The sequence below is a fragment of the Streptomyces sp. NPDC054932 genome (assembly GCF_053610205.1).
The window spans coordinates 38,937-59,919 of sequence record NZ_JBSGXU010000019.1 but is presented as its reverse complement, the minus strand read 5'-3'; the positions used below and the strand labels follow the sequence as shown (position 1 = coordinate 59,919).

Below are 20,983 nucleotides of genomic sequence, written 5' to 3'. Positions count from 1 at the left end.
GCTGCGGGTACGGGTACGGGTACGGGCATGGCTGCGGGTGCTCAGGCGCTCGGCGCCGGTCCCGAGATCCGGTAGTCGTGCGAGGGGACCTGCGGCAGAAGGGCGAGATCCGGGCGCCAGGCGTGCAGCACGGCCGCCGACGGGAGGTACAGGGCCGACGGGATCTCGGCCGGGGCGAACCACTGCCAGCGGGCGATCTTGTGCGGTTCCGTGACGGTGGGGACGCCCTGCGCCGAGGTGGTGACGGCGGCTGCCGTCAGCCGGGTCAGGCCGGACACCGCCTCGATCTGCACGGACAGGACGCTGACCGACCCGGGGTCCGCCCTCAGGTCCGTCTCCTCGGCGAGCTCCCGGGCCGCGGCCTGCTCGAAGCCCTCCCCGGGGTCGACCTTGCCGCCGGGCAGTTCCCAGCGGCCGTCGTGCGCCTGGCCGAGGAGCACCCGGCCGTCCGGGGCCACGACGACCAGTCCGACCCCGACGACGGCATGGGGCGTCGGCGCGGCCCGCTCAGGACGCGCGGCGTGCGGGTGGTCGGGATGCTGGGGGTGCTCGGACTGCTCGTCGGTGGCGCTCATGGACGTCCTTCCGATGGGGTGGCGGGCCGCGCCCGGACGTGGATCCGCTCGCCCTGCGGGCCGAAGAGACTGAGGAACTCGGCCGCCTGCGGACCCGCGTTGAAGAAGGCGTGCGGGGTGCGTGTGTCGAACTCGGCGGCCTCTCCGGGGCCGAGGACGAGGTCGTGCTCGCCGAGCAGCAGCCGGATGCGTCCGGACAGCACGTACAGCCACTCGTAGCCCTCGTGGACCTGCATTTCGGGCTCGGGCGGCGGACCGTCGAGGGGCGGGAGGATCTGCTTGAAGGCATGGACCCCGCCGAAGTTCCGGGTCAGCGGCACGTAGGTGCTGCCGTGCCGGACGAAGGGGCGCGGGCGGATCCGGGGATCCCCGGTCTCCGGGGCGCCGACCAGCTCGTCCAGCGCCACCCGGTGCGCCCTGGCCAGCGGAAGGAGCAGCTCCAGCGTCGGCCTGCGCTGCCCCGACTCCAGCCGGGAGAGCGTCGAGAGCGAGATGCCGGTGGTTTCGCTGAGCTGGGCGAGCGTGGTGCCGCGCTGTCGGCGCAGGGTGCGCAGCCGCGGGCCCACGGCGGTGAGCACCCCCGCGAGTTCCTCGTCCTGCTCCTCGGTGGCCATGGCTCCATTTGCCGCTTCGGCAAGAACATTTGTCAAGCGGGCCGCCGGGGGCAGACCCTCACAGGCATGGACAACGCAAGGGACAGCTCGTTCGACGTGGTGGTCGTGGGCGCTGGGGCCGCCGGGCTCGCCGGGGCACTCACGCTGGTCCGGGCCCGCCGTTCGGTACTGGTGATCGACTCCGGCAGTCCGCGCAACGCCCCGGCCGCACACATGCACGGATACCTGGGCCAGGACGGGGAGAGCCCGGCCGCACTGCTGGCCAGGGGGCGCGCGGAGGTGACCGGCTACGGCGGGGAGATCCGGCCGGGCACGGTCGTGGCCGCGGACCGGCTGCCCGACGGCGGTTTCCTGGTCCGCTGCGGGGACGGCTCGACGGTACGGGCGCGCCGGCTGCTGGTCGCCACCGGACTGGTGGACGAGCTGCCCGCCGTGCCGGGGCTCGGCGCGCGCTGGGGGCGGGACGTGCTGCACTGCCCGTACTGCCACGGCTGGGAGGTCAGGGACCAGCCGATCGCGGTGCTGGCCGACGGCCCGCTCGCCGTGCATCAGGCGCAGCTCTGGCGGCAGTGGAGTGGGCGGACCACCCTGCTGGCGCACACCTGGAGGCTCGGTGCCGAGGAGCGCGAGCTGCTGGCGGCCCTCGGGATCCGGATCGTCGAGGGCGAGGTGACCGGCCTCGCGGTGCGGGGCGACCGGCTGACCGGGGTGACCCTGGCGGGCGGCGGCGAGGTGGAGTGCCGGGCCCTGGTGGTGGCCCCGCGGTTCACCGCCCGCTCCGGGGTCCTGACGAGCCTCGGCCTGCCGACCGCGGTCGTGGAGCGGGACGGCCGGGCGATCGGCACCTGCGTCGAGTCCGATCCGGCCACCGGAGCCACGGCGCTGCGCGGGGTCTGGGTCGCGGGGAACGTGACCTCTCCGCTGGAGAAGGTCGCGGGCGCGGCCGCCCAGGGGGCACAGGCTGCCGCGGCCGTCAATGGCGACCTGATCGAGGCCGAGACCCGGCAGGCCCTGGAGGCCCATCGATCGGACGTGTGAGCGATTCATGGATGAATGTGCGGGTTTCGGCCGGCCCTCGTTCGCGCAGGCTCTGGGCAGTGTGATCGTCGTACGGTCCAACGGCTCGGAGGGACGCTCCATGGCACATGTGCTGGTCATCGGCGGAGGTGTCGCGGGGCCCGCCACCGCCCTGCTCGCGGCGCGGCGCGGTCACACGGCGGAGGTCTTCGAGTGCGATCCCCGGACCCCGGGCACCGCCCTCGACCGTGACTTCTTCGACTGGCGGCGGCCGACCGTACCGCAGGCGGCCCAGCCGCACGTACTGCTCGGGGCCGCCCGCAACGTCCTGCGCGGCGACCTTCCCGACGTCCACGCCGAGATGCTCCGGCTCGGCGCCCGCGAACGGCACGAGCTGGACTGGTTCGACGTCCGTCCCCCCGAGCGGCCCGGGGACGAGGACCTCGTGATGCTGCAGGCCCGGCGGATCGTGCTGGAGAGCGCTCTGGCCACGGCACTGCGCGCGGAACCGGGGGTCGTCGTCCGGTGCGGGGAGCCGGTCACCGGGCTGACCGCGGCCCCCGGGTCGTCCGAGGCCACCGGGATCCGGGTGACGGGAGTGACCACCGAGACCGGGAGCTACGCGGGGGACCTGGTCGTGGACGCCGGCGGGCGGCGCGGGGGCACCGAGCGCAGGCTGGCCGAGGTGGGCTGCAGGCCGCCCGTCGTGGAACGGCACCGCACCGGGCTCGCCTACTTCTGCCGCTGGTACCGGCTGCCGGAGGGCATGGACGAGGGGCCGCGCCGGCCGTGGGCGGTGACGGGCGGCGCCTTCGCCGGGTGCGCCGTCTTCCCGGCCGACAACCGGTCGTTCGCCGTGACGCTGTTCGTGCACACCGCGGACACGACGCGCTCGGCGCTGCGCGACCCAGCCGTCTTCGAGGCGGCGGCGCGGGCCTTCCCGCCCGGCGCGGCCTGGCTGGCCCTCGGCGCCGAACCGCTGTCGGGCGTCCTGGCCACGGCGAGCCTGGACAACCGGTGGAGCACGCTGGTCGACGAACAGGGCCCGGTGGTGACGGGACTGGTGCCGGTCGGGGACTCGATCACGCACACCAACCCGACTCTGGGACAGGGCACCTCGCTCGCCCTGTGGGCCGCCCGCAGAGTGGCCCGTACGGTGCACCGGGACCCGGGATCGGTGCGGTACGCCACTGATCACCACGCCTGGGCCGAACGCACCCTCAAGCCGTGGTTCGACTTCCAGGTGGTCGCCGACGCGGCGATCGGGGAGCGCTTCGCGACGCGGGCCGGGCGCGGCGGGACGGTGCGCGAGGTGTCCGCGCTGTTCGAATGCGCGCTGGAGGATCCCGAGGTGATGCGGGCGCGGGCGAGGGTCCGGCACCTGGCGGAGCCGCCGGAGCGGGCGTACGCCGATCCGGAGATCCGTGCCCGGGTGGCGCGCTGGCTGGCGGCCCGGCCGGACTACGTGCCGAACGCGGCGGGGCCGGACCGGGAGGAGTGGGAGAAGCTGACGGCGGGGTGAGGGGGATCGCGGCGGAGCGGGTCGAGCCGGGATGGGCGGCCCTGCCGCCGCTCAGCCGGAGGTCCCGGCGGCGGTGCCGGCGGCGGGGCCGAGCACTTCGGCGAGGTCGTAGCCGACGACCTCCTCCAACTGGGTGTAGGTGCAGCTCTCGGGGGTCCGGTCGGCGCGCCAGCGGTGGAACTGGGCGGTGTGCCGGAAGCGGTCGCCCTCCATGTGGTCGTACCTCACCTCGACGACCCGCTCGGGGCGCAGCGGGACCCAGGAGAGGTCCTTCTTGCCGGTCCAGCGGCTCTGGGCGCCGGGCAGCCGGGCACTCTCATGGGCGGACTCATCGGCCCATGCGGCCCAGGGATGGCCGGTCGGGTCGGGCATCCGCAGGGGTTCGAGTTCCTCCACCAGCTCGGCGCGGCGCTTCATGGGGAAGGCGGCGCACACGCCCACGTGCTGGAGGGCGCCGTCGGCGTCGTACAGGCCGAGCAGCAGCGATCCGACAATCGGACCGCTCTTGTGGAAACGGAAACCCGCGACGACGACATCGGCCGTACGTTCGTGTTTGACCTTGAACATGAGGCGGGCATCGGGCCGGTAGGGGAGATCGAGGGGTTTGGCGATCACCCCGTCGAGCCCGGCGCCTTCGAATCGCTCGAACCACTCCTGCGCGAGCGCGGGATCGGTGGTCGCGGGCGCGAGATGGACGGGGGGCCGAGCAGTGGAGAGGGACCGGGCGAGGGCGGTACGGCGGTCGGCGAGCGGGGTGTCGAGGAGCGCCTCGTCGCCGAGGGCGAGCAGGTCGAAGGCGACGAAGCCGGCCGGGGTGGTCTCGGCCAGCAGGGCGACGCGGGACTGCGCGGGATGGATCCGCTCGGTCAGCCGGTCGAAATCGAGACGCCCTTCATGGACGATCACGATCTCACCGTCCATGACGCAGCGACTCGGCAGATTGCTCTTCAGCGCCTCCACCAGCTCGGGAAAATACCTGGTCAGGGACTTTCCCGTGCGGCTGCCGATCTCGATCTCATCGCCGTCGCGAAACACGATGGCCCGGAAGCCGTCCCACTTGGCCTCGTACTGCATCCCGGGCGGGATCTTCGCCACGGACTTGGCGAGCATCGGCTTCACGGGCGGCATCACTGGCAGATCCATGCCATTGATTCTGCGGCGGTACGTCCTGGCCCGCCCGGTATGCGCGCATCGCCCGGCCCGCCTACCGTGGCGCACATGGGTGCTGCCGGTAGTGCGATCGAGCTGGACGCGGGCGGGCGGACGGTACGGCTGTCCAGCCCGGACAAGGTGTACTTCCCGGAGCGCGGCCTCACCAAGCGGCACGTGGCCGAGTACTACCTCGCGGTCGCGCCCGGCATCACCCGCGCCCTGCGCAACCGGCCGACGACCCTGGAACGCTTTCCGGACGGGGTGGAGGGCGAGTCCTTCTTCCAGAAGCGGGCACCGAAGAACCTTCCCGACTGGATCCCCACCGCTCACATCGCTTTCCCGAGCGGCCGCACGGCCGACGAGATCTGTCCGACCGAACCGGCCGCCGTCCTGTGGGCGGTCAACCTGGGCTGCCTCACCTTCCATCCCTGGCCGGTGCGGCGTGAGGACACCGACCGCCCCGACGAGCTCCGGATCGACTTGGACCCGCAGCCGGGCACCGACTATCACCACGCGGTGGCGGCCGCCCATGAACTGCGCGCCCTGCTGGAGGAGTTGGGTCTGCGCGGCTGGCCCAAGACCTCGGGCGGCCGCGGACTGCACGTCTTCGTGCCGATCGAGCCGCGCTGGACGTTCACCGAGGTCCGGCGCTGCGCCATCGCGCTGGGCCGGGAACTGGAACGCCGCATGCCCGGCAAGGTCACGACGGCCTGGTGGAAGGAGGAGCGCGGCGAGCGGATCTTCGTCGACTACAACCAGACGGCCCGCGACCGCACGATCGCCTCCGCCTACTCCGTCCGCCCCCGCCCGCACGCCCCGGTATCGGCGCCACTGCGCTGGGACGAGGTGGACGACGCGGAGCCCCGCGACTTCGACATCGTGACGATGCCGGCGCGCTTCGCCGAACTGGGCGATCTGCACGCGGACATGGACGAGCACGCCTTCGCCCTGGACGCCGTGCTGGAACTCGCGGCCCGCGACGAACACGAGCACGGCCTGGGCGACATGCCCTACCCCCCGGACTACCCGAAGATGCCGGGCGAACCCAAGCGGGTCCAGCCCAGCCGGGCGAAGCACGAGGACTGACTGCCGCTAAACGGCGGCGTCCAGCCGGGGGAAGGGGGCGAGGTCGGGCTCGACCCAGCCGTTCTTGGCCTGGGGGGCGGCCAGCGTGGCCGGGCGGTAGTAGCGGGTCAGCAGGCGCTTGTCGAGCAGCGCCGGGTGGCGGTCGGCGAAGGCGTCGTAGTCGTCCTCGCCGGACTCGCCGGCGTGGTACCCGACCAGCTCCACCCAGGCACGGCTGACGGTCACGTGGTACTTCTGCGGCGCGCCCGCGTAGCGGGCGGTGCGCTGGATGCCCTCACTGATCAGGTCGACCGCCGCGGGTATGCCGCAGCGGCGCACGGCCAGCCAGGTCAGATGGACATGTTCGCGGTGGCCGAACCGCTCCGCGGTCGCCATCACTTCGGCCATCAACGCGTCAAAGGTGGACTCGCTCATCAGGGCACCTCCGTCAGGGCTTGCAGGGCGGCGCGCAGGCCGGCGACGGCCTCGGCGGGCAGGCCGCCGAGCGCGCGGCGCTCCAGTTCGGCGATGGCCCGCCGGATGGTGGCGGCGGCCACCCGACCGGAGTCGGTGAGCTCGACGAGCACCGCCCGGCGGTCTCCGGGGCGGGCGCCCCGGGTGATGTGGCCGCGCCGCTCCAGCCGGTCCAGCACGCTGGTCAGCGTGCTCGGCCGGGTCCCGACGGCGGCTCCGAGCTCGGACACGGTGCGCCCGTGGCCGTCGGCGAGGTTGGCCAGCGCGTTGATCTCGGACGCGGTGAGATCCAGGTCGGCCAGCTCGGCGGCCAGCACCTGGAGGGTGGCGTGCGTGGCCCGCTGCAGGGCCAGGAGGGCGGACCATTCGGATGGAACGATTTCGTACGTCATGTTTTCGAACAATACGATTTCGTTGTATCGATGACAAGGGGTCGTTCGGCGCCATAAAACAACACGAACGATCGTGCTAATATCTTCTCATTGGCTCGCCCTCGGCATCTGGCTGCCCTGAGGAGAATTCCGGAGAACCCGCGCATGCATCCCATGGCTTCACTCCTGAGCACCACCCTCAACATCACCGCCCGGATCGCCCCGGGACTGGCCGGCCCCCGGGCCTTCGCGCTGTTCGTCCGGCCTCTCGGGCGGGCGCGCCTGCGGCCCGAGGAGGCGGAGGTGATGGCACGGGCCGAGAGGGGGCGGATGGTCGTGCACGGCACGGCCGTGACCACCTACCGCTGGGGCGACGGGGAGCGGCCCGTCCTCATCGTGCACGGGTGGTCCTCGCGCGCCTCGCGTCTCGCCGGATTCGTCGAGGCCCTCAGGGCCCAGGGGCGCACCGTGGTCGCCTTCGACGCCCCCGGGCACGGGGAGTCCGACGGCCGCGCCTCCACGATCCTCGACTACCGCGCCATCATCGGCCGGCTGCAGGCGGAGCACGGCGACTTCTCGGCCGTCGTGGCCCACTCCTTCGGCGTGCTCGCCACCTTCTCCATGCTGCACGACGGCATACGGGCCGACCGCGTCGTCTGCATCGGCGGCGTGGCCGACTTCGACCACCTCGTGGACCGCTTCCGCGCCGGACTGAACCTGGACGAGGGCGTCGGGCGTGCGCTGCGCGCCCACGTCGAGCGCCGCCTCTTCCCCGGCGACCCCGACGTCTGGCAGCGCCTCGACGCCCGCCGCCTCACGGACGTACGGGCGCCGATCCTGCTCGTCCACGACACCGAGGACGACGTGATCGACCCCGCCCAGTCCCGCGCGATCGCCACCGCCTACGGTCCGCAGGCCCGCCTGATCGAGACCACGGGCCTCGGCCATCGCCGCATCCTCGCCGACCCCGATGTCATCGGGACGGCGGTCGAGTTCGCAGTGTCCGAGCGTGTCCTCCAGCCCGGGCGCAGGCCCGAGGCCGCCCGACGCGTGTGAGGCGCGGGGTCAGGAAGCCGGGTCGAACACAGGCGGCCGTTCCGGGAGTTCGTCCGGGGCGGCCGCCACCGCACGCAGCCGGCCGAGGATGCCGCGGCTGGCCCGTTCGTACGCCAACGGGTCGTCGTGCAGGACGGAGTGCGCGTTGGCCAGTTCCATCAGGGCCGTCAGCTCGAAGGCGAGCTGTGGCACCTCCTGCGCGTCGACCGTGTCCCGGAACCCGCCCGCCAGCCGCGCCTCCTCCAGCAGCCGCTCCACGTAACGCGTCCAGTCGGAGCGGATCCTGGCGATCTCGTCCCGTACGGGGCCGGGGCGCGCGTCGAACTCGGCGGAGACGGAATAGAAGAAGCAGCCGCCGGGGAAGATCCGGCGCCCGGAGTAGTCGAGCCAGCGCTCGCACAGCCGCCACACCTTGGCGAGACCGTCGGGGTCCGGGCGCACGGGCCGCACGACGTTGTCCACGAACACGTCCACGGCGGCGCGGACGGTGGCGAGCTGCAGGTCCTCCTTGGAACCGAAGAGGGCGAAGACGCCGCTCTTGCTCAGGCCGAGATCCGCGGCGATCTTCCCCAGGGAGAGACCCTCCAGGCCGTCCACGGAGGCGATGCTCATCGTCCGGTCGAGAACGGCCCGCCGCGTCTGGTTGCCGCGTTCCACGCGTCCGTCAGCCATCACACCATCTTACCGAACGCACGGTCGTTCACTGAGTTCGGGAAGGCGGCCGCTGTCAGTGGGGGGTGCGATGCTCGAAGGGAAGGGGACGGTGTTCGCGGTACCGGGGGCGGAAGGAGTGCGGACCATGCTCACCACTGACTACAAGGACGGCTCCCCGAACTGGGTGGACTTCGGCACGCCCGACATCGACGGCGCCGCCGGGTTCTATGAGGCACTGTTCGGCTGGGACTTCCAGGCGGGCGGCGAGGAAGTCGACGGGTACGGGATGTTCCACCTCCGGGGCAGGACCGTCGCGGGCGGCATGGCCGTCCCCGCGGAGCAGGGCCCCTCCGCCTGGCAGGTGTACTTCCAGAGCGCCGACGCGGACGCGACGGCCGCGGCCGTGACCGAGGCGGGTGGCACGGTGGCCTTCGAGCCGATGGACGTGCTGGACCTGGGCCGGATGGCGATATTCGCGGACCCGGCGGGCGTGGGCTTCGGCGTGTGGCAGCCGAGGAAGAACACGGGCCTGGGTGCGGTGACGGACGTGGGCTCCCTGTGCTGGACGGAGCTGTACACGGGCGACGTGGCCGGGGCTGCCGAGTTCTACCGCGCGGTCTTCGGCTGGGAGATCAGCGAGATGCCGTTCGAGGGCGGAACGTACACGATGGTCAAGCCGGCCGGTACGACGGACGAGGCGGCCTTCGGTGGCCTGGTGCCGATCTCGACGGACCCGGTGGAGGACGCCGAACGGCCCTACTGGACGCCGTACTTCGAGGTGGCCGACTGTGACGTGGCCGCGGCGAAGGCGGAGGAGTCGGGCGGCAAGGTGCGACTGACCCCGGTGTTCATGGAGGGAGTCGGCCGGTTCGCCAAGCTGGCGGACCCCTTCGGGGCGCGGTTCGCCGTCATAGCCAGCGCGCCGGCGCCGGGGGCATGACAGGGTGTTGATCAGTCGTTGATCGGACGTCCATCCGCGGCGGTCAGTATCACCGGCATGTCGATGAATACCACTGCCACCACCACTGACACCGCTTGGTACGACCTTGCCCTGTGTGCCCAGACGGGCCCCGGCTTCTTCTTCCCGGAGCCCGGTTCCTCCTTGCGTGACGCGAAGCGGCTGTGCGGGGCGTGCGAGGGGCGGACGGCTTGCCTGGAGTACGCCCTGGCCAACGACGAGCGGTTCGGAGTCTGGGGCGGCCTCTCGGAGGCCGAGCGCCTCGCACTGCGCTCCCGCCGCCGCTGATCAGGTGCGCGTCCCCTTCCCGCTGCCACGGACCAGCCCCACTCGCCGCGCGAGGTCGAACCCCTCGCCACCGCACTCCTCCCGGCGCGGCGTGTGGGGGACGACGCGCACGGGATAGTGCCCCCCGACGGGCGACACGACGCCGCCGAAGCGGGGGTCTCCCGCGAACCAGATCCGGTCCGGATGGTCGCCCTCCATGAGTGCCAAGGGGACGGGGAACGGGATGATCCGGAACATGGCCGTGAAGTCTTCCCGGAACGGGATGGCGACGCTTGCAGGGCTGCCGTTCACCCTGGGCTGGTGTCGGCAGGGCAACTCGCGCCAGGGGTAGGCCTGGAGCACGGCGGCCACGCGACGACGGCGGAAGTAGGTGACGACGACCCAGGGCAGGTATGGGGTCGAAACGATGATCATCAAGGCGAAGGCCCAACCTGCGCGCGGAGTGAGACCGGTGAAGGCCAGGGCCGTCAGCGGGGGGCCACCGAGGCAGAGCACCCAATTGAAGCGACGGACGACCAGCCGCCTATATCCGACCACTGTCGCCGGGTGATCCCAGGCCACCTTGGTCAGGGTGACGCTCATAGGAGTACCTCCAGGATGCGTGAGGTCCCGGCGGCCGTCCGCGCGCTCGCAGAGAGGTCGGGGTCGGAGAAGCTGAGAGTGTGAGCGACTGCTTCGAGGATGTCCGTGTAGGCATCGGCGTGCTGGGTGGAGGAGCTGGTCAGGTCGAGGACCAGCAGATGGAGTCCATCTGGATGCGCGGTCGCGACCCTGGCCTGAAATAGACCTCGCTCCATGTCAGGGAGGGAAATGATCCCGGCAACCAGACAGCAAGGGAGAGTTGACGGCAGGTCAACGAACCGGCGGTTGGAGCTGGTCCACAGCGGCGAGCGGGCCATGGCCAGAGCGGTACGTGCCACGGTGAACCGGGGGTTGGGCTGCTCGACGCGTCGCACGGCCAGGGAGAACAGCGAGGTGGCGACGCCCTCAGGGTCCTCGGGATGGAAGCCGAGTGCCGTGTGCACGACATCGTGCTCCGCCAGCCCCTCAATTTCATCCATCACCTGGGACAGTTCCCGCTGTGCCGCGGGACTGCCCAACACCTCGGCGAACGCGTCCAAGGACGCCCTGTCACCGGCGGCGATGTCGTGGAAACCCGGAGGTAGGCGGAACCAGACCGGCGGAATGTTGCTCTGGTGTGTCATGGCCTCAGCACCGACAAGACGTGCCCCGACTTCCTGATCGCCGAGGGAGCGTCCTCCAGAACTCCGCGAGTGCCGTCCACGACTGTTGAGCCCTGTGCCAGGGTTTCGTCGTCCGAGGCGTAGTCTCCTGCGGCGGTCATCGCACCTGTAGTTGCTACTGCCACGCCCACCCCTTCTCTGGCATCCGGAGTTGATGACCGCATGGCCCATCCGGTGAGCGGGCTCTCCAGCTGACGTAGATCCTCGGACGTGCTCCAAGCCGTCTGCCTGAACGCGGTGGCTCCGGGGGCGAGTCCCACCACCGCGCTGCTCTCCGGGGCGGCTGCCATCGCGGCCCGCGCGGCCACCGTGCCAGCCTTGGCCCCGGAGGCGACTGCTGCCACGCCCGGGACCGCGCCGACGGTGTCTCCCAGGAGGGTCACGCTGCTCTTCCAGAAGTCCGCGTCGAACTGGCCCTTGGTGAAGCCGTCGGTCAGGGACTTGCGGAACTTCGGGTCCGAGGTGTGCATGGCCAGAGCGGCCAAGGACAGGCCGCTCCCGACCAGCATGATCGCGAGCCCTGCCGGCGGGCAGAGGAGGGCCACGCCCGCTCCGATTGCACCCAGGATCGCCGACGCGTTCGACATCGCGTCCGCCGGATCCTCGACGATCTTGTTCCAGATGGAGGCCAGCAGGCCCGGTTCCTTCGGGGCCAGCCGGTCCGTCGCCGCGTTCAGTGTCTTCGCCACCCGGCGGGCCGCCGCCGCGTGCTCGGCGGCGAGTTCCTTGGCCAGGCGGCGGGCGTCCTTCAGGGCCTCCTCCGTCTTCGCCGCGGCCGCCCGGGCCTCGTACCGGGTGGCCAGCGCGCGGTGGGAGACCAGGGTGTCGTGCCACCCCGTGAGCCGGCGGGCCGCCTCCGCGAGGGAGGTGTGGGCCGAGCCGAGATAGCGGGGGAGGTCCTGCGAGAGGGAGGCGCGGAAGGCGGTGGCGGCCTCGCCCTGCCATGCCGAGCTGTGGGAGACCAGGTCCTTCACCACCCGGGAGGCTTCTCCGAGGGAGGTGGCCGAGGCGCTGAGCTTCTTGGCCAGAGCCAGGACCGTGGCGGGATTCCCGGGGGCCGGGTCGAAGCCCAGCGCCGCGTGCTCAGTCACGGGCGGCCGCCGCCCTCAGGAAGGCCGCGCGGACGGCCTGGTCCAGCTCCGCGTACTCCGCGGCGCTGCGGTCCACGCCTTCCCGTAAGTCCTTGACGCGTTTGGTCAGCTCCTGCGTGCCGTAGGCCCACCGTTCCTGGAAGCCGTCACACGCCGCGTCGAGATCCGCTGTGCCCAGCTGGTCGGGCCGTACGTGGTCCAGAGCGCGCCGGGCCTCCCGCAGGGAGACCAGGGAGGAGTCCAGGGCGCGCGTCAGACGGGTCAGCTGGTCGATGTCCACCTGGAGCGAGGTCATGACGCGAAACCCTGGCAGAGCGCGGCTCTGCCAGGGCAATCGGCGTCACTCGCCAGAGCGAGCGGAAATCGGTCAGCCCTTGCGGGCGGCGAGGCGCGCGGCGCGGGCGGCCAGCTTCTCGTCGAACTTCCGGGCCTCGGAGTCCAGGCCGTTCATGAACAGCCCGAGCTCCTCCTGGGCCTTCTGGCCCTCGGGGCCGAGGCCGTCGATGTCCATGATCTTGAGGAAGCGGATCACGGGGCTCAGCACGTCGTCGTGGTGGATCCGCATGTTGTAGACCCCGCCGATCGCCATCTGCGCGGCCATCCGCTCGAAGCCGGGCATGCCGTGTCCGGGCATCCGGAAGTTGACCACGACGTCGCGCACGGCCTGCATGGTGAGGTCCGGGGCGATCTCGAAGGCCGCGCCCAGCAGGTTGCGGTAGAAGATCATGTGCAGGTTCTCGTCCTGCGCGATGCGGGCCAGCATCCGGTCGCAGACCGGGTCACCGGACTGGTGGCCGGTGTTGCGGTGCGAGATGCGGGTGGCGAGCTCCTGGAAGGCCACGTACGCCACCGAGTGCAGCATGGAGTGGCGGTTGTCGGACTCGAAACCCTCCGACATGTGCTGCATGCGGAACGCTTCCAGCTTGTCCGGGTCCACGGCGCGCGAGGCCAGCAGGTAGTCGCGCATCACGATGCCGTGGCGGCCCTCCTCGGCGGTCCAGCGGTGCACCCACGTGCCCCAGGCGCCGTTGCGGCCGAAGAGCGTCGCGATCTCGTGGTGGTAGCTGGGGAGGTTGTCCTCGGTCAGCAGGTTCACGACCAGCGCGATCTTGCCGATGTCGGTGACCTTGGACTGCTGCGGGTCCCAGGCCTCGCCGTCCTCGAAGAAGCCCGGGAAGTTCCGGCCGTCGCTCCACGGGACGTACTCGTGGGGCATCCAGTCCTTGGTGACCTTCAGGTGGCGGTTGAGTTCCTTCTCGACCACCTCTTCCAGCGCGTACAGCAGCTTGGCGTCTGTCCACGCCTCCGAGCTGCCGAGGTGGGGAGAGGTGATCGTCACGGGTACTCCTGGGTGCAAAGCGAATTACCTACGGTTCCGTAGCCTACGGAGTCGTAGGTTAAGCGCGACATCAAGACCAGCCAAGCCCCCGGTGGGTGTATGTCCGGTTACATCCAGCTATCTGTACAGTTTATGGCGGGTGTGTGGGGGTATTGAGGGCCCAAAATCACGCAGGCAGGTGGTCCGCCGCCCTCCGTTTTGACGGAAAAAATTGGTTCCGGTTCGCCCGTCACCGCCGCCGCCACCACCGCCGCCGCCCGCCCCGATGACGGGGCGGGCGGCGGTGTGGGCGGTGTGGACGGGGCGCGGCCGGGCGGTCGGCCTCAGTCCCGGCGGCGGCGCGGGCTCACTCGCCCGACCACAGCGTCTCCCGGACCTCGGCGGCCGTGGACGGACGCAGCTCGCCGTCGAGCATGAGCCACCGCGTGATCCCGATCGACTCCAGGAACGGCACGTCATGGCTCGCCACCAGGAGCGCGCCCTCGTAGGACTCCAGCGCGTTCGTCAGTTGCCGCACGCTCGACAGGTCCAGGTTGTTCGTCGGTTCGTCCAGCATGAGCAGCTGCGGAGCCGGCTCCGCCAGCAGCAGCGCCGCCAGGGCCGCCCGGAAGCGCTCGCCGCCCGACAGGGTGCCGGCCGGACGGTCCGCCCGGGCCCCGCGGAAGAGGAAGTGCGCGAGCCGGGCCCGGATCAGATTGTTGGTGGCCTGCGGGGCGAACCGCGCCACGTTCTCCACCACCGAACGGCTCTCGTCCAGTACGTCGAGGCGCTGCGGCAGGAACCGCGTCGTCACGTGCGTCACCGCCTCCCCGGACTCCGGCGGGAGCTGTCCGGCGATCGTGCGCAGCAGGGTGGTCTTCCCCGACCCGTTGCGGCCCACCAGTGCGATCCGCTCCGGACCCCGCAGCTCCCACTCGCCCGGTACGGATGCCCCGTGGGCCAGGTGCAGAGCGCTCAGGGTCAGGACCCGCCGGCCCGGCGGGACCTGGGTGGCGGGCAGCTCGATCCGGATCTCGTCGTCGTCGCGCACCGCTTCCACCGCGTGGTCCAGGCGTTCCTTCGCCTGTGCCAGTTTCTCGGTGTGCATGATCCGGTGCTTGCCCGCCGATTCCTGGGCGGCGCGCTTACGCGCTCCCATGACGATCTTCGGTTCGCGCTTGTTCTCGAACATCTTCTGCCCGTACCGCTTGCGCCGCGCCAATTTGACGTGTGCGTCGGCCAGTTCGCGCTTCTGCCGCTGTACGTCGGCCTCCGCGACGCGGACCATCCGCTCGGCCGACTCCTGCTCGGCGGCGAGCATGTCCTCGTAGTCGGTGAAGTTCCCTCCGTACCAGCGGACTTCGCCGTCCCGCAGATCGGCGATCTGATCCACCCGCTCCAGCAGCTCCCTGTCGTGGCTGACCAGGAGCATCACCCCGGACCAGGACTCGACCGCCTCGTACAGGCGGCCGCGGGCCCGCAGGTCCAGGTTGTTGGTGGGCTCGTCCAGCAGCAGGACGTCGGGGCGCGCGAGCAGCAGGGAAGCCAGCCGCAGCAGGACGGACTCGCCGCCCGAGAGCTCGCCGACCGTTCGGTCCAGGCCGATCCGGGCGAGACCGAGCTGGTCGAGCGTGGCCAGGGCCCGCTCCTCCACGTCCCAGTCGTCGCCGACGGCGGTGAAGTTCGCCTCGGTGGCCTCGCCCGCCTCGATGGCGTGGAGAGCGGCGCGGGTGGTGTGGATACCGAGCGCCTCGTCCACGCGCAGCGCGGTGTCGAGGGTGACGTTCTGAGGGAGGTGGCCGACCGAGCCGGCGACGCAGGACTGGCCCCCGGTCGGGGTCAGTTCACCGGCGATCAGCTTCAGCAGGGTGGATTTCCCGCAGCCGTTGAGCCCGATCAGGCCGGTGCGGCCGGGGCCCACGGCGAGTTGGAACCCGTCGAAGACGGGAGTGCCGTCGGGCCAGTCGAAGGACAGGGCGGAGCAGGTGATGAAAGCAGGGGCGTGACTCATGGAGGCCTCCAGGTTGCGTGAGTGGTGCGTGCAACGCGGGGAGACAGCCGACGCTCGGACGGTGACGATGACGGTGGCGTTGATGCCAGGGGTCACGGCGGTCGGTGTCTCGAACCTCAGAAGAGCAACGTCCTGCTCCGTTTCGACGGGGATGGGCCGTCTTCGAAGCTACGGGCGGCCGGAGCCGCCCGCAATCGAATTTGTCTCAGCAGGTGTCGCGCATCAGCTCGGCCAGGCTGTGGTCCATGTCCAGGTAGAGGTGCTCGAGGCCGGGCGGAACCACGGCCGCCGCCCGCTCCAGGAAGCGGTGCAGCTCGGCCGTCAGCATCAGCACGATCGCGACGCCCTCCGTCGCGTGGAACTCGATGGTCGTGCGGTCGCCGTCGTACGGGCGCACGCGGACGTCACCGCAGCCCGACGGGCGGTCCAGCCCCGACTCCAGCAGCTCGCGCGAGAAGGTCCACGAGACCTCGACGCCCTCCAGCGTGGCCGGGGCGGGGAAGGCCATGCGCACGGCGAACGGATCCGCGCGGTCGTAGCAGAGGGTGACGGGCACGGTCTCGACCTTCGGCGCGGTGGCTACCAGACGGGCCTGTGCGGCCTGCTCGATGACAGTGATCAAGGCTCACTCCCTTGCGGCGGATCTGCTGCCGGACGGCGGGGTGGGGCCCGGCAACCCGATAGACGCCGGAATCGGCAAATCCGTGCATGGGCCGTTGCGTGAGCTGTGTCACCGATTGGCTTGAACCAATCCGTGTGATCGCACAGAGTGACCGGACGGGGGATGTGCCCGAAGGCGAGCCCCGGACCGCAGGGGGGTCGGGGTGCCTCGGAGAAGGGCCGGTTACCGATCACTCCACAGGCCTAACGGCCGGCGCGCGAGGGCGGGGCCGCGGCTTTCGGGAGCCGTGGAGGCCGGTCGGGAGCGGGAGTCGGGACGGGGGTGAGAGCGCTGACGGGGTCGTGTGAGGGTGGGTGCCGTGGATGAACCCGTGGAGCGCGTGGACGAGCAGGATCAGGTGTTGGCGGTGGTGGACCGCGGTGAGGCGATCCGTCGAGGTTGGCTGCACCGCATCGCGACGACGATCTGCCGTGACCGGCAGGGGCGGGTGCTGGTCCATCGCCGGCCCGAGAACCTGTCCCGGTTCCCGGGCCACCACGAGGTGATGTTCGGCGGGGCCGTGGACGTGGGCGAGTCCTATGAGCAGGCTGCGGCCAGGGAGCTGGCCGAGGAGCTGGGCGTTCACGTGCCGGTGCGCTTCTTGTTCAAGTTCCTGTGCCGGGGGGCGATCAGCCCGTACTGGCTCGGCGTGCACGAGGCCGTGATCACGGGCGAGGTGACGCCCGATCCGGGAGAGGTTGTCTGGCACGGCTGGCTGACGGAGGCGGAGCTGCGGGAAGCCGTGCGGCAATGGCGCTTCATTCCGGACGGGCAGGAGGCGTTCGGCCGGTATCTCGCGCGGCGCCAGGACCTGCCCCGGACCGGGGCGTGACGCGGTAGGGGCCGACCGGCTTCCCGAGTGGGTCAGCGCCCGGCCGAAGGGGCCGAAGGGCCGAAGGAGGGCGCGGCCCCCGGCGTGCGGTGCGCGTGGCGGTGGCGGACGGAGCACTGCCGGCCTCGATGGCGGACCGAGTCGGCAGGGCCCGCATCAGCGTCGCGTACAGCGTGGCGGAGACGGCCATGCCGACGGGCAGGGAGAGGTCCAGGCCGCCCAGGGCCGTGGCGATCGGCCCGGTGTAGAGCGTGTTGACGCAGAGGGCGGCCCCGGTCACCCCGGCCGTGAGCGCGAGGGCGCCCGCCGGGTTGACGCCGCCGGTGTACCAGAAGGGGCTGCCGGGGGTCTCGTCCGCGAGGGCCCGGCCGTCGTAGCGGAACCGCCGCAGCAGGATGTCGGTGGCGTAGATCGCCATGACGGGGCCGATCAGGACGACGATCAGCTGGAGGGAGTTGCTGACGGTGTCCAGCAGGTTGGAGACGAGCAGGCCGTACAGGGTGAGGGCGACGGCGACGGCTCCGTCGAACAGCACGCTGACGGAGCGGCGGATGCGGATGCCGACGGCCTGGAGGGCGAGGCCCGCGCTGTAGGCGGTCAGGGCGTTGACGGAGATCGTGCCGAGGATCAGGGCGAGCAGGAAGACGGGGTGGAACCACCCGGGCAGGATCTTCTCCAGCGCGGCCTGCGGGTCGCTCATGTCGACCGCGGTCGCGGCGAACGCGCCCAGCGAACAGACGACGACGCTCGGCAGGAAGGCTCCGAACGCGGTCCAGCCGATGATCGCCTTCCGGGAGGAAGTGCGGGGCAGGTAACGGGAGAAGTCGGCACTGGTGGTGTACGACAGCGGGCCGGAGGCGATGAGGGTGGTGCCGGCGAGGAGCGCCGCCCAGAGGCCGGTGCCGGTCAGGGGCGGTGCGGGCCGGTGGGAGAAGTCGGTGTGCCCGAGCACGGCGAAGGCGACGACGGCGAAGGCCGCGGCCAGCGTGAGCGTCATGGGGAGGTAGAGCTTCATGATCATCGCGTGGCCATAGACGCTGATCACCAGGGTGAGTGCGGCGATGGTCACGATGACGACGGCCTTGATCCCGGTGTTCGCCGTGATGCCGGCCTGTTCCACGAGGGCGAAGGCGGCGGCCGCGGCGGCGGCCAGGTTGAGGGCGAAGTAGCAGACGGAGACCAGCCAGCCGCCGACCGCGTTCATCACGCGGTTGCCGATGACGCCGTACATGGCCCGGGTGATCACCTCGCTGGGCGCGCCGGCGGCCGGGCCCGAGGTGGCGAGCAGGCCCGTGAGCAGCCAGAACAGATTGCCGACCACGATCACGGCGACGGCCTGCCACAGGCTGAGGCCCATCAGGACCAGCGCACCGCCGATCACCAGGCTGAGGTAGTTGACGTTGGCGGCCGCCCAGACGGAGAAGAGGTTCCTGGGGTGGCCGTGGCGCTCGGAGTCGGGGATGTGGTCGATTCCGTGGGCCTCGACGCGGGTCGCCCGCTCGGAGGCCGGCGCGGCCTGCCCGACCGCTCCGCGGGACGGCCGGGAACCGGGAGTCGGATCGGGAAACGTGGACGCCATGGGGGACCTCCGGGCGCTGGGCGTGTCGACCTGGCTTGCTTATTGGTCGCACGCTCAATAGCATCCTCGGTATGTCGTCAAGCGTCCAGCGCAAGCGAATCCGCAAGTCCCCGGAGGCCCGCCGGGCCGAGATCGTCGACACGGCGGCCGCCGTCGCCCTGTCCGAAGGGCTGGAGTGCCTCACGCTGCGCCGGATCGCCGACGAGCTCGATGTCCGGCCGGGGCTGATCAGCCACTACTTCCCCTCGGTGGAGGACCTGGTCGCCGAGGCATTCGGGACGGCGGCCGGGGCGGAGCTGGAGCTCCTCCTGTCGACCGGACCGGACGCGCCGACCGGACCTGACGCATCGGCCGGACCGGACGCGCCGGCCGGACCGGATGCGCCGGGCGGGATCGCGACCGCGCGCCTGGCCCGGTTCCTCGCCCGCACCTCCGGCGAGGCCTACGACGCCATCAGCCGGCTCTGGATCAACGCCCGCCACCTCAGCCGCTACCGGCCCGTCCTGCGCGACCGGGTCGCCGAGCAGGAGGCCGCGTGGCGCGGCCGCCTGGAAGGCCTGATCCGGGAAGGCGTCGAGCGCGGCGAGTTCCGTACGGAGGACCCGTATGTGACGGCCATTCAAATCCTGGTCGTCCTCGACGGCCTCGGCGCCCACGCCAACACCGATGACCGCGGGCGCCCCGACGCGGTCACCCGGATGGCCGTCACCACCGCGGAACGCGAACTCGGCCTGCCCCGCGGCGCCCTCACCGGCGACGCCTGACCCTTTACCCCCTTCGCTCCCGTACCGTCCCGTCCTGCCCCGCCCCCGCTGGAGGATCCGTGCGCACCCGTCTCGTCCTGCTCAACGCCCGCCTGCTCGACGTGGCCACGGGCGGGTTCCTGCCGGACACCGCCCTGGCCGCGACCGGCGGGCAGATCACCGCGCTGGGCGACGACAGCCGTATCCGTGCGCTCGCCGACGCCTCGACGACGGTGATCGACCTCAAGGGGGCCGTGGTGACCCCCGGACTGGTCGACGGCCACATCCACCCCGTCTCGGGTGCCGAACTGACCCACGGCCTGGACCTGTCGGGCTGCACCGACCTGGAACAGGTCCGCGAGACGCTCGCCTCCGGCGTACGCGGGCTCGCGCCCGGCGCCTGGCTGACCGGCTGGGGCCTGGACCCGAACGCCTTCGGGGACCACCCGATCGAGACCGCCCCCTTCGACTCCGTACTCGACGGAGTGCCCGCCCTCCTCCTGCTCTTCGACGCGCACTCCATGCTGGTCAGCTGGCGCGCCCTCGAACTCGCCGGTGTGGACGGGCCGCGGACCTTCGACCAGGCCTCCGCCGAGGTGGTCTGCGATGCGGCCGGCCGGCCCACCGGCCTGCTCCTGGAGGACGCCGCCTGCGAACTCGTCGAGCGCATCGCCCCGCAGCCCACCCGCGAGGAGCGCCGCGACCGGCTGGCCGCCGCACTGCGCGCGATGGCCGCCGCCGGGCTGACCGGCGGCCACGCCATGGACGCGAACGGAGACAGCCTCGCCTTCTACGCCGAACTCGACGAGGCCGGACAGCTACCGCTGCGGCTGCGGGTCGCGCCCTGGTGCCAGCCCGGCACCGACCCCGCCGGAGTACGCGCGCTCATCGCGCAGCAGGGGGCCGGCGGCAGGCTCTGGCGCACCGACGGCGTCAAGATCTTCATGGACGGAACGATCGACAACGGCACCGCCTGGCTGGAACACCCGGACCGCAACGGCGAGTCCACCCACGCCTTCTGGCCCGACCCCGAGGTCTACACGCGGATCGTGGGCGAGTTCCACCGCGCCGGCGTGCCCACCGCCACCCACGCGATCGGCGACGCCGCCGTACGGCACGCCCTCGATGCCGTCGAGAAGGCCCAGGCCTCCGGTGGGCACGCGACCGGGGTGCGTCACCGGATCGAGCACATCGAGACCGTCCCGGACGAAACCCTGCGCCGGTTCGCCGAGCTCGGTGTGATCGCCTCCGTACAGCCCACCCACTGCTGCGACTTCACCCGGGCCGACCACACGGACAACTGGTCCCGCCGCCTCGGCGAGGAGCGCGCCTCGCGCGCCTGGCGCTGCCGCGACCTGTGGGACTCCGGAGCCACGGTGGTCCTCGGCTCGGACTGGCCGATCGCCCCGTACCCACCGCTGGGCGTCATGGGCGGCGCCCGCCACCGCCGTCCCGGCCGCGATCTCACCCAGGCCCCGCACGGGCCCGAGCAGGCCCTCACCGCCCTGCAGGCCCTCCGGGGCATGACCGTCAACGCCGCTCGCGCGGCGGGCGAGGAGCACCGGGCGGGCCGGATCGGCGTCGGCCGCCGCGCCGATCTGACGGTCCTCGCCGACGATCCGCTCGCCGTGGCGGCCACCGAACTGCCGGACCTGCCGGTGCTGCTCACCGTCGTCGACGGCGGGGTGACCCACCGCGACGCGAGCCTGTGACCCGGCAGCGGTTCGACGGGCCGGGTCGGGGGCCGGAAGGCGCCCT

23 protein-coding genes are annotated in these 20,983 nt (G+C 71.7%); 9 read left to right on the top strand and 14 right to left on the bottom strand.

From position 1 onward, the window contains the following. Window positions 1-41 precede the first annotated feature (41 nt). Window positions 42-575 (bottom strand): nucleotide triphosphate diphosphatase NUDT15, encoded by a 534-nt coding sequence (locus ACWGE1_RS08275; protein ID WP_453419749.1) that lies wholly within the window; start codon window positions 573-575, stop codon window positions 42-44. Continuing rightward, window positions 572-1,189 carry a helix-turn-helix domain-containing protein gene (locus ACWGE1_RS08270; RefSeq protein WP_453419748.1) on the bottom strand — a complete coding sequence of 206 codons (618 nt, stop codon included), beginning with the start codon at window positions 1,187-1,189 and terminating at the stop codon, window positions 572-574. Before ACWGE1_RS08270 ends, ACWGE1_RS08275 begins: the two co-directional genes overlap by 4 nt. A gap of 66 nt (window positions 1,190-1,255) precedes the next feature. Between ACWGE1_RS08270 and ACWGE1_RS08265 the strand changes: the two genes are divergently transcribed. Both ACWGE1_RS08265 and ACWGE1_RS08260 read left to right on the top strand, forming a co-directional pair. Beyond that, window positions 1,256-2,227, top strand: a complete 972-nt coding sequence (locus ACWGE1_RS08265; RefSeq protein ID WP_453419747.1) for an NAD(P)/FAD-dependent oxidoreductase — start codon at window positions 1,256-1,258, stop codon at window positions 2,225-2,227. A gap of 7 nt (window positions 2,228-2,234) precedes the next feature. Then, complete coding sequence (locus ACWGE1_RS08260) at window positions 2,235-3,728, top strand: FAD-dependent oxidoreductase (RefSeq protein WP_453419746.1); 1,494 nt, start codon at window positions 2,235-2,237, stop codon at window positions 3,726-3,728. Between the two features lie 51 nt (window positions 3,729-3,779). Here the strand turns inward: ACWGE1_RS08260 and ACWGE1_RS08255 are convergent, their stop codons facing one another. Then, entirely contained in the window at window positions 3,780-4,871 is a 1,092-nt protein-coding gene (locus ACWGE1_RS08255; RefSeq protein ID WP_453419745.1) for an ATP-dependent DNA ligase, read from the bottom strand. A 75-nt stretch (window positions 4,872-4,946) separates the two neighbouring features. On the opposite strand from ACWGE1_RS08255, the gene ligD reads away from it, so the two are divergent. Further along, window positions 4,947-5,966: a non-homologous end-joining DNA ligase gene (gene ligD / locus ACWGE1_RS08250; RefSeq protein WP_453419744.1), complete on the top strand. Its 1,020-nt coding sequence runs from the start codon at window positions 4,947-4,949 to the stop codon at window positions 5,964-5,966. A 6-nt stretch (window positions 5,967-5,972) separates the two neighbouring features. Here ligD and ACWGE1_RS08245 read toward each other — a convergent pair whose 3' ends face one another. After that, a complete protein-coding gene (locus ACWGE1_RS08245) occupies window positions 5,973-6,380 on the bottom strand; it encodes a hypothetical protein (RefSeq protein ID WP_453419743.1) in 408 nt (135 codons plus the stop codon). Next, window positions 6,380-6,811 carry a MarR family winged helix-turn-helix transcriptional regulator gene (locus ACWGE1_RS08240; protein ID WP_453419742.1) on the bottom strand — a complete coding sequence of 144 codons (432 nt, stop codon included), beginning with the start codon at window positions 6,809-6,811 and terminating at the stop codon, window positions 6,380-6,382. Before ACWGE1_RS08240 ends, ACWGE1_RS08245 begins: the two co-directional genes overlap by 1 nt. A 153-nt stretch (window positions 6,812-6,964) precedes the next feature. On the opposite strand from ACWGE1_RS08240, the gene ACWGE1_RS08235 reads away from it, so the two are divergent. Further along, window positions 6,965-7,846, top strand: a complete 882-nt coding sequence (locus tag ACWGE1_RS08235) for an alpha/beta hydrolase (RefSeq protein WP_453419741.1) — start codon at window positions 6,965-6,967, stop codon at window positions 7,844-7,846. A gap of 9 nt (window positions 7,847-7,855) precedes the next feature. Here the strand turns inward: ACWGE1_RS08235 and ACWGE1_RS08230 are convergent, their stop codons facing one another. Next, on the bottom strand, window positions 7,856-8,518 hold the full coding sequence (locus tag ACWGE1_RS08230; protein ID WP_453419740.1) for a TetR/AcrR family transcriptional regulator: 663 nt from the start codon (window positions 8,516-8,518) through the stop codon (window positions 7,856-7,858). A 127-nt stretch (window positions 8,519-8,645) separates the two neighbouring features. Between ACWGE1_RS08230 and ACWGE1_RS08225 the strand changes: the two genes are divergently transcribed. Both ACWGE1_RS08225 and ACWGE1_RS08220 read left to right on the top strand, forming a co-directional pair. Continuing rightward, window positions 8,646-9,440 carry a VOC family protein gene (locus ACWGE1_RS08225; RefSeq protein ID WP_453419739.1) on the top strand — a complete coding sequence of 265 codons (795 nt, stop codon included), beginning with the start codon at window positions 8,646-8,648 and terminating at the stop codon, window positions 9,438-9,440. Between the two features lie 57 nt (window positions 9,441-9,497). Then, window positions 9,498-9,746, top strand: a complete 249-nt coding sequence (locus ACWGE1_RS08220) for a WhiB family transcriptional regulator (RefSeq protein ID WP_453419738.1) — start codon at window positions 9,498-9,500, stop codon at window positions 9,744-9,746. On the opposite strand, the gene ACWGE1_RS08215 is transcribed toward ACWGE1_RS08220, so the two are convergent. The 7 genes from ACWGE1_RS08215 to ACWGE1_RS08185 form a co-directional block, all read right to left on the bottom strand. After that, window positions 9,747-10,328, bottom strand: a complete 582-nt coding sequence (locus tag ACWGE1_RS08215) for a hypothetical protein (RefSeq protein ID WP_453419737.1) — start codon at window positions 10,326-10,328, stop codon at window positions 9,747-9,749. It abuts the gene before it with no gap. Then, on the bottom strand, window positions 10,325-10,951 hold the full coding sequence (locus tag ACWGE1_RS08210) for a hypothetical protein (RefSeq protein WP_453419736.1): 627 nt from the start codon (window positions 10,949-10,951) through the stop codon (window positions 10,325-10,327). The genes ACWGE1_RS08215 and ACWGE1_RS08210 overlap by 4 nt, the downstream gene beginning before the upstream one ends. Then, window positions 10,948-12,081 carry a hypothetical protein gene (locus ACWGE1_RS08205; RefSeq protein ID WP_453419735.1) on the bottom strand — a complete coding sequence of 378 codons (1,134 nt, stop codon included), beginning with the start codon at window positions 12,079-12,081 and terminating at the stop codon, window positions 10,948-10,950. Before ACWGE1_RS08205 ends, ACWGE1_RS08210 begins: the two co-directional genes overlap by 4 nt. Beyond that, window positions 12,074-12,376: a hypothetical protein gene (locus tag ACWGE1_RS08200; RefSeq protein WP_328960858.1), complete on the bottom strand. Its 303-nt coding sequence runs from the start codon at window positions 12,374-12,376 to the stop codon at window positions 12,074-12,076. Before ACWGE1_RS08200 ends, ACWGE1_RS08205 begins: the two co-directional genes overlap by 8 nt. Before the next feature lie 72 nt (window positions 12,377-12,448). Next, window positions 12,449-13,420, bottom strand: coding sequence for an acyl-ACP desaturase (locus tag ACWGE1_RS08195; RefSeq protein WP_453419734.1), 972 nt, complete (start codon window positions 13,418-13,420; stop codon window positions 12,449-12,451). A gap of 346 nt (window positions 13,421-13,766) precedes the next feature. Then, entirely contained in the window at window positions 13,767-15,410 is a 1,644-nt protein-coding gene (locus ACWGE1_RS08190; RefSeq protein ID WP_453419733.1) for an ABC-F family ATP-binding cassette domain-containing protein, read from the bottom strand. 205 nt (window positions 15,411-15,615) lie between these two features. After that, the gene (locus ACWGE1_RS08185; protein ID WP_390798194.1) at window positions 15,616-16,032 is read right to left on the bottom strand and encodes a spore wall synthesis regulator SsgD; all 417 of its coding nucleotides are present in this window, start codon (window positions 16,030-16,032) and stop codon (window positions 15,616-15,618) included. A gap of 358 nt (window positions 16,033-16,390) precedes the next feature. On the opposite strand from ACWGE1_RS08185, the gene ACWGE1_RS08180 reads away from it, so the two are divergent. Beyond that, window positions 16,391-16,903, top strand: a complete 513-nt coding sequence (locus tag ACWGE1_RS08180) for an NUDIX hydrolase (RefSeq protein ID WP_453419732.1) — start codon at window positions 16,391-16,393, stop codon at window positions 16,901-16,903. Here the strand turns inward: ACWGE1_RS08180 and ACWGE1_RS08175 are convergent. After that, a complete protein-coding gene (locus ACWGE1_RS08175) occupies window positions 16,830-18,482 on the bottom strand; it encodes a purine-cytosine permease family protein (protein ID WP_453419731.1) in 1,653 nt (550 codons plus the stop codon). The two genes, ACWGE1_RS08180 and ACWGE1_RS08175, sit on opposite strands and share 74 nt — an antisense overlap. 71 nt (window positions 18,483-18,553) lie before the next feature. Here ACWGE1_RS08175 and ACWGE1_RS08170 point away from each other — a divergent pair, with 71 nt between their 5' ends. Both ACWGE1_RS08170 and ACWGE1_RS08165 read left to right on the top strand, forming a co-directional pair. Beyond that, entirely contained in the window at window positions 18,554-19,246 is a 693-nt protein-coding gene (locus tag ACWGE1_RS08170) for a TetR/AcrR family transcriptional regulator (protein WP_453419730.1), read from the top strand. A gap of 59 nt (window positions 19,247-19,305) precedes the next feature. Then, window positions 19,306-20,937: an amidohydrolase gene (locus ACWGE1_RS08165; protein ID WP_453419729.1), complete on the top strand. Its 1,632-nt coding sequence runs from the start codon at window positions 19,306-19,308 to the stop codon at window positions 20,935-20,937. Window positions 20,938-20,983: the final 46 nt, after the last annotated feature.